Raw genomic sequence first — 15,676 nt, 5'->3', positions numbered from 1 at the left:
CACCGAGACAGCACCCAAGGAGACCCCGATGCAATACCGTTCACGCTTCTTCGCCCGCACCCTGCTCGCTGCGCTGCTCGCCGGCACCGCCCTGGCGGCCCTCGCGCAAGACAAGGTCACGATCGCCACCAACTGGCGCGCCCAGCCCGGCCACGGCGGCTTCTACCAGGCGCTGGCCGACGGCACCTACAAGAAGTACGGGCTCGACGTCGACATCCAGCAGGGCGGCCCGCAGGTCAACAACCGGCCGATGCTGCCGGCGGGCAAGATCGACTTCCTGATGACCGGCAACATGCTGATGGCCTTCGACAACATCAAGCAGAAGGTGCCGACGGTGGTGGTGGCGGCCTACTTCCAGAAGGACCCGCAGGCCATCATCGCCCACCCGGGCCAGGGCTTCGAGAAATTCGCCGACCTCGCCAAGGCGAAGACCGTGCTGCTGGCCAAGGACGGCCAGATCAGCTACTGGCAATGGATGAAGAAGGCCTACGGCATGCGCGACGAGCAGGTGCGCCCCTACAACTACAGCCTGTCGCAGTTCCTGGCCGACAAGCAGGCGGTGCAGCAGGCCTACGCGACCTCGGAGCCGCTGGCGGTCGAGAAGCAGGCCGGCTTCAAGCCGGTGGTGCTGTCGCTGGCCGATGCCGGCTGGTCGACCTACGGCATGGTGATCGAGACCCGCCAGGACCTGGTCAAGACCAAGCCCGACCTGGTGCGCCGCTTCGTCGAGGCGACCAATATCGGCTACGCCAACTACCTGTACGGCGACCGCAAGGCAGCCGACGAGCTGATCAAGAAGATCAACCCGGACATCGGCGACGACTACATCGAGAAGTCGATCCCGATCCTGCGCGCCCACATCGACGTCGGCGACGCCACCACCAAGGGCATCGGCGCGATGAGCGACGAGCGCATGAAGGACTTCTACGACAAGGCCGTGGCGGCCGGCCTCTACAAGCCCACCGACTTCGACTGGCGCGAGGCCTACACCACGCAGTTCGTCAACAAGGGCGCCGGCGTCGAGATCCGCAAGGCGGCCGCGAAATGACGGCGCGGCGATGACCGAGCGCAACCTCACCGTGCGGGTCGCGCGCATCGCGCGCCAGACGCCGGAGATCCTGTCCTTCGAGCTGGTGCATCCGGCCGGCCGGGCGCTGCCGGGCTACCAGGCCGGCGCCCACATCGACGTCCACATGCCGGGCGGCTTTTCGCGCCAGTACTCGCTCGCCTGCGACGCCGGCGGCGACGGCCGCGCGGCGGCGCGCTACCTGATCGGCGTCAAGCGCGAGGCCGCGGGCCGCGGCGGCTCGGCCTCGATGCACGGCCGCGTCCGCGAAGGCGACCTGCTGCCGATCAGCGCGCCGCGCAACAGCTTTCCGGTGCGCGCCGAGGCCCGCCGCCACCTGCTGCTGGCCGGCGGCGTCGGCATGACGCCGCTGCTCGCCATGGCCGAGGCGCTGGCGCGCGCCGGTGCCGACTTCACGCTCTGCCTGTTCGTGCGCAGCGCCGAGCACCTGGCCTTCGCCGAGGCGCTGCGCGAGCCGCTGCTCGCGCCGCACGTGCGCCTGCACTTCGATGCGCCGCAGGCGACGCAGAAGATCGACCTGCGGCAGCTGCTGGCGCAGCGCGAGGCCGACACCCAGCTCTACGTGTGCGGGCCCGCCGGCTTCATGCAGGCGGTGCGCGAGGCCGCCGCGCACTGGCCCGAGGATGCGATCCACACCGAGTATTTCGCAGCGCCCACGGACGCCGCCGGCGTCACCGCCAAGCCCTTCGTGCTGCAGCTGGCCCGACGCGGCATCCGCGTGCCGGTGGCCGGCGACCAGAGCGCGGTCGACGCGCTGCACGCGGTCGGCATCGACATCCCGGTGTCCTGCGAGCAGGGCCTGTGCGGCACCTGCGTGGTCGGCGGCGAAGGCGAGGGCGCGGAGCATCGCGATTTCTGCCTCACCCGCAGCGAGCGGGCGCACAAGGTGGCGCTGTGCTGCTCGCGGGCGAAGGGCGAAGAACTGGTGGTCGACCTCTGAGCCGCCACTCTGGCACCATCCGCATCCAATGACCACCGCACCCCCCGGCGACGCCCTGGACGAGCCGCTCGACGCCCCCGCCACGCGCGGCCGGGCGCGCAAGTACGCGCAGCTGCAGGCCGTGATCCACCGGGCCGCGGTCGAGGTGTTCGCGAGCGACGGCCTGGCCGGCGCGTCGACCCAGGCGATCGCCGACAAGGCCGGCCTGTCGAAGGCGCAGCTGCACTACTACATCGAGAGCAAGGAAGCGCTGTACCGCCAGGTGCTGCAGGGCATCATCGACGACTGGATCGGCGTCTTCGGCTTCAGCGACGAAGCCTTCGGCCCGCGCAAGGTGCTCAGCGACCTGATCCGGCGCAAGATGGTGTTCTCGTTCGAGCACCCGCTGCGCTCGCGGATCTTCACGGCCGAGATGATGCGCGGCGCGCCGGTGCTGCGGCCGATGATGGACCACAGCCAGCAGCGCACCGACCAGGCGGCGGCCGTGATCCAGAACTGGATCGACCAAGGCCTGATGGACCCGGTGGACCCGATGCTGTTCCTGTTCCATCTCTGGGCCGTGACCCAGTTCTATGCCGACCACGCGACGCAGGTGGCGCTGTTCAGGAAGGTCGCCGAGAGCGACGAGCGGGACCGGCGCTACCTGATCGAGCAGGTGACGGAATTCCTGCTGAAGGGCGCCGGGGTCCGCTAGCGAAAGCTTGACGCCGCAGGGTGGCGCCGCGGCGGGCTTTGGCCGATCATCGGCCATGCCGAGCGCCTTCGATTTCGACCATTCGCCTTTCGACTGCCTCACGGCCGAGGAGCGCGAGCGGGTCCGTGCCCAGGTCGACATCGCCTACTTCCGCGAAGGCGAGGCGATCCTCGAGGCCGGCATGGCGCCGACCCACCTGTTCGTCGTCATCAAGGGCTTCGTGCAGCAGTTCGAGCAGGGCGGCAGCGAAGCGGTGGCGAGCTTCGGCCCGCACGACACCTTCGACGGCCGCAGCCTGCTGTCGGGCCAGGTCGGCGGGCGCTTCGTGGCGGCCGAGGAGGTGCTGGCCTACCAGCTCGCACGGCAGGCCGTGAACGAGCTGATCGCGCGCAATGCGACCTTCGGCGCCCTGCTGTTCTCCGACCTGTCGAACAAGCTGGCCGCCATCGCCGGCCGCGTCGGCCAGCACGAGCTGCAGTCGCTCGCGCTGGCGCGGGTCGAGGCGATTCCGATCCGGGCGCCGCGCTTCGTCGACGCCGACTGCGACGTGCTCTCGGTGGTGCGCCTGCTGCAAGCCGAGCGCAGCACCAACGTGCTGGTGCGCGACCTCGCCGGTGCAGCGCCGCGCCTGGGCATCTTCACCGTGACGGCGCTGCAGCGCGCGGTGCTGCACGGCACGCCGCTCGACCGACTGCCGGTGCGCGAGGTCAGCAGCTTCGGCCTGATCACGGTCGCTGCCACCGACCCGGTGGGCGACGCGCTGACCGTCATGGTGCGGCACAAGGTGCATCGCGTGGTCGTCATGGCCGGCGACGGCGGCGGGGACATCCTGGGCGTGCTGGAAGCGCTCGACCTGTTCAGCTTCCTGTCCAACCATTCCTACCTGATCAACCGCGAGATCGCCGAGGCCCAGGACCTCGCCGACCTGGCCCAGGCCAGCCGCCACGTCACGCAGCTGGTCGGCCTGCTGCACGGCGGCGGCACCCGTGTCGGCCAGATCGCCACACTGGTACAGGCGCTCAACGCCCAGCTGTTCCAGCGTGCCTGGGAGTTGATCGCGCCGCCCGGGCTGGTCGCCAACAGCTGCCTGTTCGTGATGGGCAGCGAGGGCCGCGGCGAACAGCTGCAGAAGACCGACCAGGACAACGGCCTGCTGCTGCGCGACGGCTATGCGCCGCCGGCCGACCTGGACGCGATCTGCGCCCGCCTGACGCGCACGCTGATCGATTTCGGCTGGCCCGAATGCCCCGGCGGCATCATGGTCTCGAACCCGAAGTGGCGCGGCAGCCAGGCCGAGTTCGCCCAGCGCGCCTGCCAGTGGCTGCTGCAGGCCGACGGCGAGCGCCTGATGGCGCTGGCGATCTTCCTCGACGCCCATGCGGTCTGCGGCGATGCCGCGCTGCTGGCCGGCGTGCGGGCCCGGCTGTTCTCGCTGGCGACCGACAACGACGCCATGCTGGCGCGCTTCGCCGCGGCGATCGACGCCTTCGCCGACGACCCGCGCTGGTGGCAGCGCCTGCTGACCCTCGGCGAGCAGCCCGGCCAGCGCTTCGACATCAAGAAGCAGGGCCTGTTCCCGATCGTGCATGGCGTGCGCAGCCTGGCCCTGCGCGCCGGCCTGGACGCCAGCTCCACCGCGGCCCGCCTGGAGGCCCTGGCCGCCGACGGCCAGATCGAGCGCGGGCTGGCCACCGACGTGCTCGAGAGCCTCTACTTCTTCATGGGCCTGCGGCTCAAGGCCGGACTGGCGGAACAGGAAGCGGGCCACGAGGTGACGGGCCAGGTCGACCCGGCCCGCATGAGCAGCCTCGAGCGCGACCTGCTCAAGGACACGCTCGAGGTGGTCAAGCGCTTCCGCCGCATGCTGCGGATGAGTTTTCGGCTGGACGCCCTGTGACCGGCTGGCTCTCCGCCCTCCAGCGCGGGTGGCAGCTGCAGCACCTGGCCGATCCGCGCTTTCGCTTCATGTGGGACCCGGCGCCCGTCGACGAATGGGTCGCGATCGACTGCGAGACCACCGGGCTCGACCGCCGCCGCGACGAGATCGTGGCGATCGCCGCGGTGCGAGTCCGCGGCAACCGCGTGCTGTGCAGCGAGCGGCTCGAACTGCTGGTGCGGCCCGAGCGGCGCAGCGTGGCGGCCGGCAGCGTGCGCGTGCACCAGTTGCGCGAGCGCGACCTGGCGCAGGGCATGACGGCCGAGGCCGCTGTGCAGTCGTTGCTGCATTTCATCGGCAGCCGGCCGCTGGTCGGCTACTACCTCGAATTCGATGTCGCGATGATCGACCGCGTGCTGTTCCCGATGCTGGGCCTGGGGCTGCCGCAGCCCAAGATCGAGGTCTCGGCGCTGTACTACGACCACGTGAACCGGCGCCGCTCGCCGCACCTGCGCAACGGCGACATCGACCTGCGCTTCGCCGCCATCATGACGGCGCTGGACCTGCCGCAGCGCCCCGCGCACGATGCGCTGGACGATGCGGTGATGGCGGCGCTGGCCTTCGTCAAGCTGCGCGCGCTTCAATGACCGGATGCGCCGGAGGCGCCCAGCCCGGTCTCCGAGCGCACCTGCTGCGCCGGGAACGCCGCCCGCTCCTGCTGCGCCCGGCGGCTTCGGTCGGTGATCGAGAACAGCCAGATGCCCGCGAACGCCAGCGTCATCGAGAACAGTGCGGGTGAGGCATAGGGGAACCAGGCCGAGCCCACCGGATGGCCCAGCGTGGCCTCCCACACCGACGGCGAGACGATGGTCAGCGCCACCGAAGAGACCAGCCCGAGCGTGCCGCCGACGACCGCGCCGCGCGTGGTGCAATCCTTCCACAGCACCGACATGAACAGCACCGGGAAGTTGGCCGAGGCCGCCACTGCGAAGGCCAGCGACACCATGAAGGCGATGTTCTGCTTCTCGAAGGCGATGCCGAGCAGCACCGCGACCACGCCGAGCGCGATGGTGGTGATGCGCGACACCCTGAGCTCGGCGCGGCTGTCGGCCTTGCCTTTCTTGATCAGGGTCGCGTAGAGGTCGTGCGACACCGCCGAGGCACCCGACAGCGTGAGCCCGGCCACCACCGCCAGGATGGTCGCGAAGGCCACCGCCGAGATGAAGCCGTAGAAGACGTTGCCGCCGACCGACTTCGCCACCAGCACCGCCGCCATGTTGGCCGCGCCGCCGCCGCCCTTGATGGTGCCGGTCGCGACGTCGGCGAACTCGGGGTTGGTCAGCACCAGCGTGATGGCGCCGAAGCCGATGATGAAGATCAGCAGGTAGAAGTAGCCGATCCAGGTGGTGGCCCAGAACACCGACTTGCGCGCCTGCTTGGCATCGGGCACCGTGAAGAAGCGCATCAGGATGTGCGGCAGCCCGGCGGTGCCGAACATCAGCGCGATGCCGAAGGAGATCGCCGAGATCGGGTCCTTCACGAAGCCGCCCGGGCCCATGATGCTGCGTCCGATGGCCGAGGCCTCGAGCGGGCTCTTGCCGCCGTTGGCCGCGATCTGCGTGCGCACCTCGACCGATTTGGCGAACAGCGCCTCCGGGCTGAAGTTGAAGGCCGCCAGCACCATCAGCGCCATGAAGCTCACGCCGGCCAGCAGCAGCACCGCCTTGATGATCTGCACCCAGGTGGTGGCCGTCATGCCGCCGAACAGCACGTAGACCATCATCAGCGCGCCCACGATCACCACCGCCACCCAGTAGTCGAGCCCGAACAGCAGCTTGATCAGCTGGCCGGCGCCGACCATCTGCGCGATCAGGTAGAAGGCCACCACCACCAGCGTGCCCGAGGCGGCGAAGGCGCGGATCGGGCCGGGCTGGAAGCGGTAGCCGGCGACGTCGGCGAAGGTGAACTTGCCGAGGTTGCGCAGCCGCTCGGCCATCAGGAAGGTGATCACCGGCCAGCCGACCAGGAAGCCGATCGAATAGATCAGGCCGTCGTAGCCGGTGGCCATCACCGCCGCCGAGATGCCGAGGAAGGAGGCCGCCGACATGTAGTCGCCGGCGATCGCCAGGCCGTTCTGGAAGCCGGTGATGCCGCCGCCGGCGGTGTAGAAGTCGGCCGCCGACTTGGTCCTGGAGGCGGCCCACTTGGTGATCCACAGCGTCAGCAGCACGAAGCCCGAGAACATCGCGATCGCGATCCAGTTGGTCGGCTGCTTGGCGACCTGCCCGACGTCGCCGCCGGCGGCCGCGGCCCAGCCGCAGGCGCCGGCCAGCAGCGCAGCCAGCGCGGCGTGGCGCGCTTTCATCGCGTGGCCTCCTGGATGATCTCGGCCGTGAGCCGGTCGAACTCGCCATTGGCACGGCGGATGTAGAAGGCCGTGATCAGGATCGTGAAGACGATCACGCCGAGCCCGATCGGGATCCCGATGGTGGTCACGCCGGCACCGATCGGCTGCGCCAGGAACGGCTTGTCGAACGCGATGAGCGCGATGTAGCCGTAGTACACGACCATCATCAGCGCCGTGAGCCACCAGCCGAAGCGGTTGCGCTTGCGGCGAAGCTCGAGGTACTTGGGGTTGGACTGGATCTTCTCCGCCACGGGGTCGCTCATGGTTCGTCTCCTGGACTTCGGTCCGGCGGATTCTGGAATGCGGGCCGCCCGCGCGGGGCGCGATGCAATCATTCGTCACATTGCAGTGCAATGCGAGGCAGCAAAGGGCTGCGCTATTCCCAGCTGACGTTGGCGGCGAACAGGTAGCCGGCGCCGTAGACCGTCTTGATGATCGCCGGCTCGTGCGGATTGCGCTCGATCTTCCGCCGCAGGCGCGAGATGCGCACGTCGATGCTGCGGTCGGTGGGCAGAAGGTCGCGTGCGCCCATGAGCTGCTCGCGCGTGAGGATCTGGTGCGGGCGCTCGACGAAGCAGCGCAGCACCTGGGTCTCGGCCGTGCCCAGCAGGTGCTCGGCGCCGTCGGGGGCGCGCAGCACGTTGGCCGCGCAGTCGATGCGCCAGCCCAGGAAGCTGGCGTAGCGGCGCTGGCCGGCCGCCTGGCCCGGCGCCAGGCCGCGCCGGCGCAGGATGCTGCGCACCCGGGCCACCAGCTCGCGCGCCTCGAAAGGCTTGGTGACGTAGTCGTCGCCGCCGAGCTCGAGCCCCATCACGCGGTCGGCCGGATGGCCGCGGCCGGTGAGGATCAGCACGCCCGCGTTCGAGGCCGCCTGGATGCGGCGCATGAGGTCGATGCCGTCCATGTCGGGCAGGCCGAGGTCGACGATGCAGAGGTCGGGCTTCTCGACCTGCAGCCGCCGCAGCACGCCGGCGCCGGTGCTGAAGCCCTCGCCGTTGAAGCCGAACTCGGCCAGCGTGGCGAGCACCAGCCGCGCCACGGCCGGATCGTCCTCGATCACGTAGACCAGCGACGGCGGGTTCGCCTCGTCGGCACCGGTGCGGTGGGTCAGTCCGGCGCTGCGGTGTGGGTTCGTCATCGGCCCTCCTCGATCGCCTGCACGAGCTGCTCGGTGCTGAAGGGCTTGCTCAGCATCGGAAAATCGACCTGCCGCGCCAGCTCGCCCGGCGCATAGCCGCTCATCAGCACCACCGCGCGGACCCGGCCGCCCGCGCGCGCCGCCCGCGCCACCGCGAGGCCGTCGACAGGGCCGCCCATCACGACGTCGGACAGCAGCAGCGCGATGCCCGGTGTGTGTTCGAGCAGGCTCAGCGCGTCGGCGCCGCCGTCGGCTTCGAGCACCGAGTAGCCCAGCTCCAGCAGGCTGCGCCGGATCACGCGCCGCACCTGGGCATCGTCGTCCACCAGCAGCGCCAGGCCCATCGAGGCGGCCGCCGGCCGGCCGCCCGCGCGAACGGTGCCGGCCGCGCCGTCCCCCGGCGCCGGTTCGGCCGCCGGCAGCCACACCGACACGGTGGTGCCGCGCCCCGGTGCGCTGCGCACGTCGATGGCGCCGCCCGACTGCTTCACGAAACCGTAGACCACGGCCATGCCGAGCCCGGTGCCGCTGCCCGGCTGCTTGGTGGTGAAGAAGGGATCGAACAGATGGGCCAGGGTGTCGGCGTCCATGCCGCTGCCGTCGTCCTCGACCTCGATGCGCACGCAGTCGCCCGCGGACAGCTGCAGCGGCGCCGCCTCCGCGGCGTCGATGCGCACGCGCCGGGCCCGCAGCACGATGCGTCCGTCGGGACCGGTCGCGTCGCGCGCGTTCAGCACCAGGTTGATCAGCGCCTGTTCGAGCAGCGTGGCATCGATCCAGGTCCACAGCGGCAGCTCGCCGACGTCGACGTCGATGTCCAGCCGCAGGGTCTCGGGCAGCGAACGCCGCACCAGCCGGGCCACGGTGTCGACCAGCGCGCCCACGTGCACCGCCGCCGCCTGCAGCGGCTGGCGCCGCGCGAAGCTCAGCAGGCCGCGCACCAGCTCGGCCCCGCGGCGCGCGGCGTCGAGCGCCGGATGCACGTAGTCGTGCAGCGCCGGATCGGCCGGCCTCGCATCGGCCAGGGCCGCCAGGTTGCCGATCACGACCGTCAGGATGTTGTTGAAGTCGTGCGCCAGGCCGCCGGTCAGGCGGCCCAGGGAGTCGAGCTTCTGGGCCCGCGCCAGCAGCGCCTGCGAGCGCCGCTCCTGCGTGATGTCGAAGGTCAGTTCGAAGCAGCCGACCACCAGCCCCTCGGCGCTGCGCTGCGGCACCAGCGAGGTCCGCACCCAGAGGCGGCGGGCGTCGCAGGTCTGGAGCTCGTACTCCATGCTTTGCGCCTCGCCGGCGAGCGCCCGCAGCACCTGCGGCTTGACCATCGCATAGACCGCCTCGCCCAGGAACGCCTTGGCGCTGACGGCCTCCGGGCGCGAGGTGTCGACGCAGAACCAGTCGTGGTAGCCGCGGTTGAGGTAGCGGTAGACGCGCCGGTGGTCGAAGTAGGCCACCAGCGCGGGGATCGAATCCATGATCAGCCGCACCCGCTCCTCGCTGTGCTGCAGCTCGGCGGTGCGCGCCGCCACCCGGCCTTCGAGCTCGGCGTTGTGGCGGCGGATGATCTGCTCGGCGCGGCGCTGCTCGGTGACATCGGAATAGAGCGTGACGAAGCCGTGGCCCGGCACCGGCTCGCCGCGGATCAGCAGCACCCGCCCGTCGGGGCGCACCCGCTCGATCTGGTGCGGCGCGAAGTGGCGCGCCGCCGCGACGCGTTCGGCCACCAGCTGCTGCGGGTCGCCCGGGCCGTACTCGCCGCGCCGGGCATTGAAGCCGATGAAGCTCTCGAACGGCGCCCCCAGGTAGGCCATGTCGTCGGTGAAACCCAGCAGGCGCACGTAGGCGCGGTTCCAGGCCACCAGGCGCAGGTCGGCATCGAAGATCGACAGGCCCTGGTCCAGCAGGTCGAGCCCGGCCTGCAGCGTCAGGTAGCGCTCCAGCGTGCGGATCACCCCGGCCTCCCGCCAGGGCTGCAAACATTCGTCATTTTTGGATGTGTCTCCTGCAATGTTCGTCGGACATCCTACGGCTCTTCATTGTTGATGACCTCGCCGGAGGCGCACTTGACAGCCGTCAAACGGCCAGCGCGATCGCGTGATCGCGGCCGCGACATCCCCATCATCCGCACACCAGGAGACCGCCATGGAGCCGACCCTTTCCCCCGCCCTCCCCGCCACGCCGTACCCGCCCTCCGAAGCCACCGTGCAACGCGCCCGGATCTCCGGGCGCGCCGCCTACGACCGGCTGGTCGCCGAGGCCGAGGCCGACCCCGAGGCCTACTGGGGCCGCCTGGCGCGCGAGCTGATCGCCTGGAAGCGGCCCTTCACCCGGGTGCTCGACCAGCGCCGGGCGCCGTTCTTCGAATGGTTCGCCGACGGCACGCTCAACGCGTCGTACAACTGCCTGGACCGCCAGGTCGAGCGCGGCCTGGGCGACAAGACCGCGATCGTCTTCGAGGCCGACGACGGCAGCGTGACCCGCATCAGCTACCAGGACCTGCTGGCGCGCGTCTGCCGCACCGCCAACGTGCTGAAGTCGCTGGGCGTCGGCCGCGGCGACCGGGTCGTGATCTACATGGCGATGTCGATCGACGGCGTGGTCGCGATGCAGGCCTGCGCCCGCATCGGCGCCATCCATTCGGTGGTCTTCGGCGGCTTCTCGGCCCAGTCCCTGCGCGACCGCATCGCCGACACCGGCGCGGTGCTGGTGCTCACCGCCGACCAGCAGGTGCGCGGCGGCAAGCAGCTGCCGCTGAAGGCGATCGTCGACGAGGCGCTCGGCCTGGGCGGCTGCGACAGCGTCCGCCACGTGCTGGTCACGCGCCGCACCGGCGGCGCCGTGCCCTTCGAGGCGCCGCGCGACCAGTGGATGGCCGAGCTGGCGGCCGCGCAGCCGCCGGTGTGCGAGCCCGAATGGGTCGACGCCGAGCACCCGCTGTTCCTGCTCTACACCTCGGGCTCGACCGGCAAGCCCAAGGGCGTGCAGCACGCCACCGGCGGCTACCTGCTTCATGCGGCCCTGACCTGCCAGTGGACCTTCGACCTCGGCCCCGACGACGTCTTCTGGTGCACGGCCGACATCGGCTGGGTCACCGGCCACACCTACATCGCCTACGGCCCGCTGGCGATCGGCGCGACCCAGGTGGTGTTCGAGGGCGTGCCCACCTACCCGGATGCCGGCCGTTTCTGGAAGATGATCCAGGACCACCGGGTCAGCGTGTTCTACACCGCGCCGACCGCGATCCGCTCGCTGATCAAGATGGCCGAAGGCAACGACGCGGTGCACCCGCGCCACTGCGACCTGACGAGCCTGCGGATCCTCGGATCGGTCGGCGAGCCGATCAACCCGGCCGCCTGGGAGTGGTACCACCGGCACGTGGGCGGCGGCCGCTGCCCGGTGCTCGACACCTTCTGGCAGACCGAGACCGGTGGCCACATGATCACGCCGCTGCCGGGCGTCACGCCGCTGGTGCCGGGCTCCTGCACCCTGCCGTTCCCGGGCATCGACGCCGCCGTGGTGGACGAGGCCGGCAACGAGCTGCCCTGGGGCCAGGGCGGCATCCTGGTCGTGCGCAAGCCCTGGCCGTCGATGATCCGCACCATCTGGAACGACCCGGAGCGCTTCAAGGCCAGCTACTACCCCGAGGAGTTCCAGGGCCGCTACTACCTGGCCGGCGACGGCGCGATACGCGACAAGACGACCGGCTACTTCACCATCACCGGGCGCATCGACGACGTGCTCAACGTCAGCGGCCACCGCATGGGCACGATGGAGATCGAGTCGGCCCTGGTGGCGATGACCGACCTGGTGGCCGAGGCCGCGGTGGTGGGACGGCCCGACGACACCACGGGCGAGGCGGTCTGCGCCTTCGTGGTGCTCAAGCGGCCCCTGCCCACCGGTGACGAGGCCAAGCGCATCGCCGAACAATTGCGCGCCTGGGTCGGCAAGGAGATCGGCCCGATCGCCAAGCCGCGCGACATCCGCTTCGGCGACAACCTGCCGAAGACCCGCAGCGGCAAGATCATGCGCCGGCTGCTGCGCACGCTGGCCAAGGGAGAGGTGGTGACGCAGGACGTCAGCACGCTGGAAAACCCCGCTGTCCTGGAACAGCTGGGGCAGCCCTACTGAGGCAAGTACATCGTCGCCTCGACCTCGACCAGCACCTCGTCCCCGGGCAGGAAGCGCGACACCTCGACCACCGTGCTGACCGGCGGCTGGCCCGGGTAGAACAGGCCGCGCACCCGGTTGTAGGGCGCGTAGTCGGGCAGGCGGCGGAAGTACTGGACCAGCTTCACGACGTCGTCCATCGTGCCGCCGTGCTCGGCCGCAATCTGGCGGATGCGCTCGAGCACGAACCAGCTCTGGGCCACGATCGGCGCTTCGAACACGTCGACCGACATCTGGCCGGTGGCGTAGCCGAGCGTGCGCAGGGCCGTGCGCGCTTCGTCGGGAATGTCCTCGTAGCTCGACACCGCGCGGCGGGTCGACGGATCGACCGCGACCACGCCGCTCATGAAGACGAAGTCGCCGACGCGTCGGGCGGCGGCGTAGTTGGCCATTGGCTTGCCCATGCTCATGGGGTGATCTCCAGGGTACGGCCCGCACGGATGACGGTGCGTCGTCGGCCTTGCGGGTCCAGCAGTTCGTATTCGTCGCTGGCCGCCAGCAGCACCAGGTCGGCCGGGCAGCCCGGCGCGATGCGCCCGTCCCAGGCGAGGCCCAGGGCCCGGGCCGGGCTCACGGTGATGGCGTCGAGCCAGTCGGCGGCCGGCGCCAGGTGCGCCATCTGCACCCCGAGGCCGAAGGTCTCGACCAGGTCGTAGCCGCCGTAGGGATAGAAGGCGTCCTGCACGTTGTCGGTGGCGAGGCTCGGCCGCAGGCCGTGCGCCGCGGCTTCGCGCAGCCGCGTGATGCCGCGCTGCACCGGCGTCCGGTCCCAGGCGCCCTGCAGGTAGAGGTTGGTGCTGGGCAAGGCGATCAGGTGGATGCCGGCCTGGGCGCACAGCGCCAGCGTGTCGTTGGCGGCGGCGTCGTCCTGCACCGACAGCGAGCAGGCGTGGCCGCAGGCGACCCGCCCCTGCAGGCCGCGCGCGATCGCGAGCTGGGCGATGGTGCGCAGCCCGGTCGCTTCGGCATCCAGGCCTTCGTCGACGTGGAAGTCGAGCGCCAGTCCATGCTGCTGCGCGAGGTCGAAGACCCGCCCGAGCTTGTGCACGATGCCGTCGTTGCGGTAGACGAAGGCGCCGAGCACCCCGCCCGCGCGCCGCACCGCCTGCGCGATGCGTTCGCCCGCCTCGGCCTCGGCGAACAGGTCGAGCGGCGCCAGCGCCACGAACTGCAGCTCGATGCGGCCGCGCCATTCGTCGCGCAGCTGCTCGAACACCGCGAGCGACACCGGCGCGTCGGCGCCGCCCCAGTCGAGGTGGGTGCGCAGGGCCCGCGTGCCGGCGCGCCAGGCTTCGTCCAGCGCCCGCAGCATGCGGGGGCGCAGCGACTGCGCCGTCCAGCCCGCGCGATGCGCCGCCATGCGCTGGATCGCCGCGAACAGGTTGCCCTCGGCCGCGCCGGCCTCGCGCACGGTGTAGTTCTTGTCGATGTGGGCATGGGCATCGACCAGCGCGCTCAGCAGCGTGCCGCGCGCCGGCTGGCGGGACGCCGCGATGGCCTCGACCTGGGCGCCCGCGAGCGTGACGTCGAACACCTCGGCATCGCCCGCCGCAAAGCCCCGCAGGCGCGCCGGGATGCGGACGGCCTCCAGCTTCAAGGGCGCCGTCATGCGCGCGCTGCGCGCGGCAGGCCGCGCAGCCAGCCGAGCCCGGCCGAGGTGCCATCGGCCACGGCGCCGCGGCGCGGACGGTACTCGCAGCCGACCCAGCCCTGCCAGCCGCATTGGGCCGACACCTCGTCGATGACGTCGAACAGGTAGGAATGGTTCAGCTCGCCGATGTCGGGCTCGTTGCGATCGGGCACGCCGGCGATCTGGAAATGGCCGACGCGGCCGGTCGGCAGGTACTTGCGGATCTTCATCGCCACGTCGCCCTCGACGATCTGGCAGTGGTAGAGGTCCATCTGCACCTGCACGTTGAGCGCGCCCACCGCCTCGACGACCTCGTGCGCGTGGTCCTGCCGGTTGAGGAAGAAGCGCGGGATGTCGCGCGTGTTGATCGGCTCGATCAGCACGTCGCGGCCGGCCTTGGCCGCCTCGACGGCGGCCCAGCGCAGGTTCTCGAGGTAGGTCGGCTGCACGGTCTCGCGCTCGACGCCCTCGGGCACCAGCCCGGCCATGACGTGGATGCGCGGGCAGTCGAGCGCCGCCGCATAGTCGATCGCCTGGCGGATGCCGTCGCGGAATTCGGCCTCGCGCCCGGGCAGGCAGGCCAGGCCGCGCTCGCCGCGCTCCCAGTCGCCGGGCGGGGCGTTGAACAGCACCTGCTTCAGGCCGTTGGCGGCCAGCCGCGCGGCCAGCTCGCGCGCTTCGCAGGCATAGGGAAACAGGTACTCGACGGCGGCGAAGCCATCCTTGGCGGCGGCCTCGAAGCGGTCGAGGAAATCGAGCTCCGGATAGAGCATGGACAGGTTGGCGGCGAAGCGTGGCATGGTTCGATGATAGGGACGATCAGGCGGACGGGGGCAGCTCGATGCCGGGGAAGATCTTGATCACCGCGCTGTCGTCTTCCTTCGCGAAGCCGGCCGTCGAGGCCTGCATGAACATCTGGTGCGCGGTCGAGGCCAGCGGCAGCGGGAACTTGCTGGCGCGCGCCGTGTCGAGCACCAGCCCCAGGTCCTTGACGAAGATGTCGACCGCCGACAGCGGCGTGTAGTCGCCGGCCAGCACGTGGGCCATGCGGTTCTCGAACATCCAGCTGTTGCCGGCGCTGTGCGTGATGACCTCGTACAGCGCGTCCGGGGCCACGCCTTCGCGCAGGCCCAGGGCCATCGCCTCCGCCGCCGCCGCGATATGCACCCCGGCCAGCAGCTGGTTGATGATCTTGACCTTGCTCCCGGCGCCCGCGCGGTCGCCGAGCCGGTAGACCTTGCCGGCCATCGCGTCGAGCACCGCGTCGGCGCGCGCATAGGCCTCGGGCCGGGCCGAGCTCATCACGGTCATCTGGCCGCTCGCCGCCTTGGCGGCGCCGCCCGAGATCGGGGCGTCGATATACAGGATGCCCAGCGCGCCCAGCCGCTCCTCGAGCGCGATCGACCAGTTGGGGTCGACGGTCGAGCACATCACGAACACGCTGCCGGCCTTCATCGAGGCGGCCGCGCCGCCCTCGCCGAACAGCACGTCCTCGGTCTGCGCGGCGTTCACCACGACCGAAATCACGACCTCGCAGCGGTGCGCGACCTGCGCCGGCGTGGCCCAGGCGACGCCGCCGGCTTCGGCGAAGCGCACCGCCGCGCCGGGGCGCGCATCGCACACGTGCATCTCGTAGCCGCGCTCGCGCAAGGTGGCGGCGATGCCGGCGCCCATGGCGCCCAGGCCGATGAGTCCTGCTCTGTTCATGAGGTGTCCTGGAAGGGTTGTGCGCGCAGCGCGCGC

14 protein-coding genes are annotated in these 15,676 nt (G+C 70.9%); 6 read left to right on the top strand and 8 right to left on the bottom strand.

All coding sequences use genetic code 11. The features are described from left to right. Nucleotides 1–28: 28 nt before the first annotated feature. From QTI33_RS28015 to QTI33_RS27995, 5 genes are read left to right on the top strand one after another with little or no spacing between them, the layout of a single operon-like run. Complete coding sequence (locus QTI33_RS28015) at nucleotides 29–1,048, top strand: ABC transporter substrate-binding protein (RefSeq protein ID WP_286509689.1); 1,020 nt, start codon at nucleotides 29–31, stop codon at nucleotides 1,046–1,048. 10 nt (nucleotides 1,049–1,058) lie between these two features. After that, nucleotides 1,059–2,027, top strand: a complete 969-nt coding sequence (locus QTI33_RS28010; protein ID WP_286509688.1) for a PDR/VanB family oxidoreductase — start codon at nucleotides 1,059–1,061, stop codon at nucleotides 2,025–2,027. A gap of 28 nt (nucleotides 2,028–2,055) precedes the next feature. Continuing rightward, complete coding sequence (locus QTI33_RS28005) at nucleotides 2,056–2,721, top strand: TetR family transcriptional regulator C-terminal domain-containing protein (RefSeq protein ID WP_286509687.1); 666 nt, start codon at nucleotides 2,056–2,058, stop codon at nucleotides 2,719–2,721. 55 nt (nucleotides 2,722–2,776) lie between these two features. After that, nucleotides 2,777–4,618, top strand: coding sequence for a putative nucleotidyltransferase substrate binding domain-containing protein (locus tag QTI33_RS28000; protein ID WP_286509685.1), 1,842 nt, complete (start codon nucleotides 2,777–2,779; stop codon nucleotides 4,616–4,618). Next, nucleotides 4,615–5,244, top strand: coding sequence for a 3'-5' exonuclease (locus QTI33_RS27995; RefSeq protein ID WP_286509684.1), 630 nt, complete (start codon nucleotides 4,615–4,617; stop codon nucleotides 5,242–5,244). The genes QTI33_RS28000 and QTI33_RS27995 overlap by 4 nt, the downstream gene beginning before the upstream one ends. Here the strand turns inward: QTI33_RS27995 and QTI33_RS27990 are convergent. The 4 genes from QTI33_RS27990 to QTI33_RS27975 all read right to left on the bottom strand — a co-directional run bounded on the left by QTI33_RS27990 (nucleotide 5,238) and on the right by QTI33_RS27975 (nucleotide 10,088). Beyond that, nucleotides 5,238–6,962 (bottom strand): cation acetate symporter, encoded by a 1,725-nt coding sequence (locus QTI33_RS27990; protein ID WP_286509683.1) that lies wholly within the window; start codon nucleotides 6,960–6,962, stop codon nucleotides 5,238–5,240. The two genes, QTI33_RS27995 and QTI33_RS27990, sit on opposite strands and share 7 nt — an antisense overlap. Further along, nucleotides 6,959–7,267: a DUF485 domain-containing protein gene (locus QTI33_RS27985; RefSeq protein ID WP_286509682.1), complete on the bottom strand. Its 309-nt coding sequence runs from the start codon at nucleotides 7,265–7,267 to the stop codon at nucleotides 6,959–6,961. Before QTI33_RS27985 ends, QTI33_RS27990 begins: the two co-directional genes overlap by 4 nt. 113 nt (nucleotides 7,268–7,380) lie before the next feature. Next, nucleotides 7,381–8,142 carry a response regulator transcription factor gene (locus QTI33_RS27980; protein WP_286509681.1) on the bottom strand — a complete coding sequence of 254 codons (762 nt, stop codon included), beginning with the start codon at nucleotides 8,140–8,142 and terminating at the stop codon, nucleotides 7,381–7,383. Then, entirely contained in the window at nucleotides 8,139–10,088 is a 1,950-nt protein-coding gene (locus QTI33_RS27975; protein ID WP_286509680.1) for a hybrid sensor histidine kinase/response regulator, read from the bottom strand. Before QTI33_RS27975 ends, QTI33_RS27980 begins: the two co-directional genes overlap by 4 nt. Nucleotides 10,089–10,278: 190 nt before the next feature. Between QTI33_RS27975 and acs the strand changes: the two genes are divergently transcribed. Then, a complete protein-coding gene (acs, locus tag QTI33_RS27970; RefSeq protein WP_286509679.1) occupies nucleotides 10,279–12,264 on the top strand; it encodes an acetate--CoA ligase in 1,986 nt (661 codons plus the stop codon). Here acs and QTI33_RS27965 read toward each other — a convergent pair. The 4 genes from QTI33_RS27965 to ltnD are packed head-to-tail and all read right to left on the bottom strand — an operon-like array spanning nucleotide 12,258 to nucleotide 15,640. After that, nucleotides 12,258–12,713: a RidA family protein gene (locus QTI33_RS27965; RefSeq protein WP_286509678.1), complete on the bottom strand. Its 456-nt coding sequence runs from the start codon at nucleotides 12,711–12,713 to the stop codon at nucleotides 12,258–12,260. The two genes, acs and QTI33_RS27965, sit on opposite strands and share 7 nt — an antisense overlap. Next, entirely contained in the window at nucleotides 12,710–13,912 is a 1,203-nt protein-coding gene (locus QTI33_RS27960; RefSeq protein WP_286509677.1) for an amidohydrolase family protein, read from the bottom strand. Before QTI33_RS27960 ends, QTI33_RS27965 begins: the two co-directional genes overlap by 4 nt. Next, complete coding sequence (gene otnI / locus QTI33_RS27955; protein WP_286509676.1) at nucleotides 13,909–14,733, bottom strand: 2-oxo-tetronate isomerase; 825 nt, start codon at nucleotides 14,731–14,733, stop codon at nucleotides 13,909–13,911. Before otnI ends, QTI33_RS27960 begins: the two co-directional genes overlap by 4 nt. A gap of 19 nt (nucleotides 14,734–14,752) precedes the next feature. Then, entirely contained in the window at nucleotides 14,753–15,640 is an 888-nt protein-coding gene (gene ltnD, locus QTI33_RS27950; RefSeq protein ID WP_286509675.1) for an L-threonate dehydrogenase, read from the bottom strand. Between the last annotated feature and the right edge of the window lie 36 nt (nucleotides 15,641–15,676).

Source organism: Variovorax davisae (genome assembly GCF_030316845.1).
Lineage (GTDB): Bacteria > Pseudomonadota > Gammaproteobacteria > Burkholderiales > Burkholderiaceae_C > Variovorax > Variovorax davisae.
Note: the sequence above shows the minus strand (reverse complement) of the source record. Positions and strands in the feature narration are given on the sequence as shown.

Excerpts from the sequence above, each read along its gene's own strand:
- QTI33_RS28015 (WP_286509689.1), top strand. The coding sequence starts at position 29 with ATGCAATACCGTTCACGCTTCTTCGCCCGCACCCTGCTCGCTGCGCTG.
- QTI33_RS28010 (WP_286509688.1), top strand. The coding sequence starts at position 1,059 with ATGACCGAGCGCAACCTCACCGTGCGGGTCGCGCGCATCGCGCGCCAG.
- QTI33_RS28005 (WP_286509687.1), top strand. The coding sequence starts at position 2,056 with ATGACCACCGCACCCCCCGGCGACGCCCTGGACGAGCCGCTCGACGCC.
- QTI33_RS28000 (WP_286509685.1), top strand. The coding sequence starts at position 2,777 with ATGCCGAGCGCCTTCGATTTCGACCATTCGCCTTTCGACTGCCTCACG.
- QTI33_RS27990 (WP_286509683.1), bottom strand. The coding sequence starts at position 6,962 with ATGAAAGCGCGCCACGCCGCGCTGGCTGCGCTGCTGGCCGGCGCCTGC.
- QTI33_RS27985 (WP_286509682.1), bottom strand. The coding sequence starts at position 7,267 with ATGAGCGACCCCGTGGCGGAGAAGATCCAGTCCAACCCCAAGTACCTC.
- QTI33_RS27980 (WP_286509681.1), bottom strand. The coding sequence starts at position 8,142 with ATGACGAACCCACACCGCAGCGCCGGACTGACCCACCGCACCGGTGCC.
- acs (WP_286509679.1), top strand. The coding sequence starts at position 10,279 with ATGGAGCCGACCCTTTCCCCCGCCCTCCCCGCCACGCCGTACCCGCCC.
- QTI33_RS27965 (WP_286509678.1), bottom strand. The coding sequence starts at position 12,713 with ATGAGCATGGGCAAGCCAATGGCCAACTACGCCGCCGCCCGACGCGTC.
- QTI33_RS27960 (WP_286509677.1), bottom strand. The coding sequence starts at position 13,912 with ATGACGGCGCCCTTGAAGCTGGAGGCCGTCCGCATCCCGGCGCGCCTG.
- otnI (WP_286509676.1), bottom strand. The coding sequence starts at position 14,733 with ATGCCACGCTTCGCCGCCAACCTGTCCATGCTCTATCCGGAGCTCGAT.
- ltnD (WP_286509675.1), bottom strand. The coding sequence starts at position 15,640 with ATGAACAGAGCAGGACTCATCGGCCTGGGCGCCATGGGCGCCGGCATC.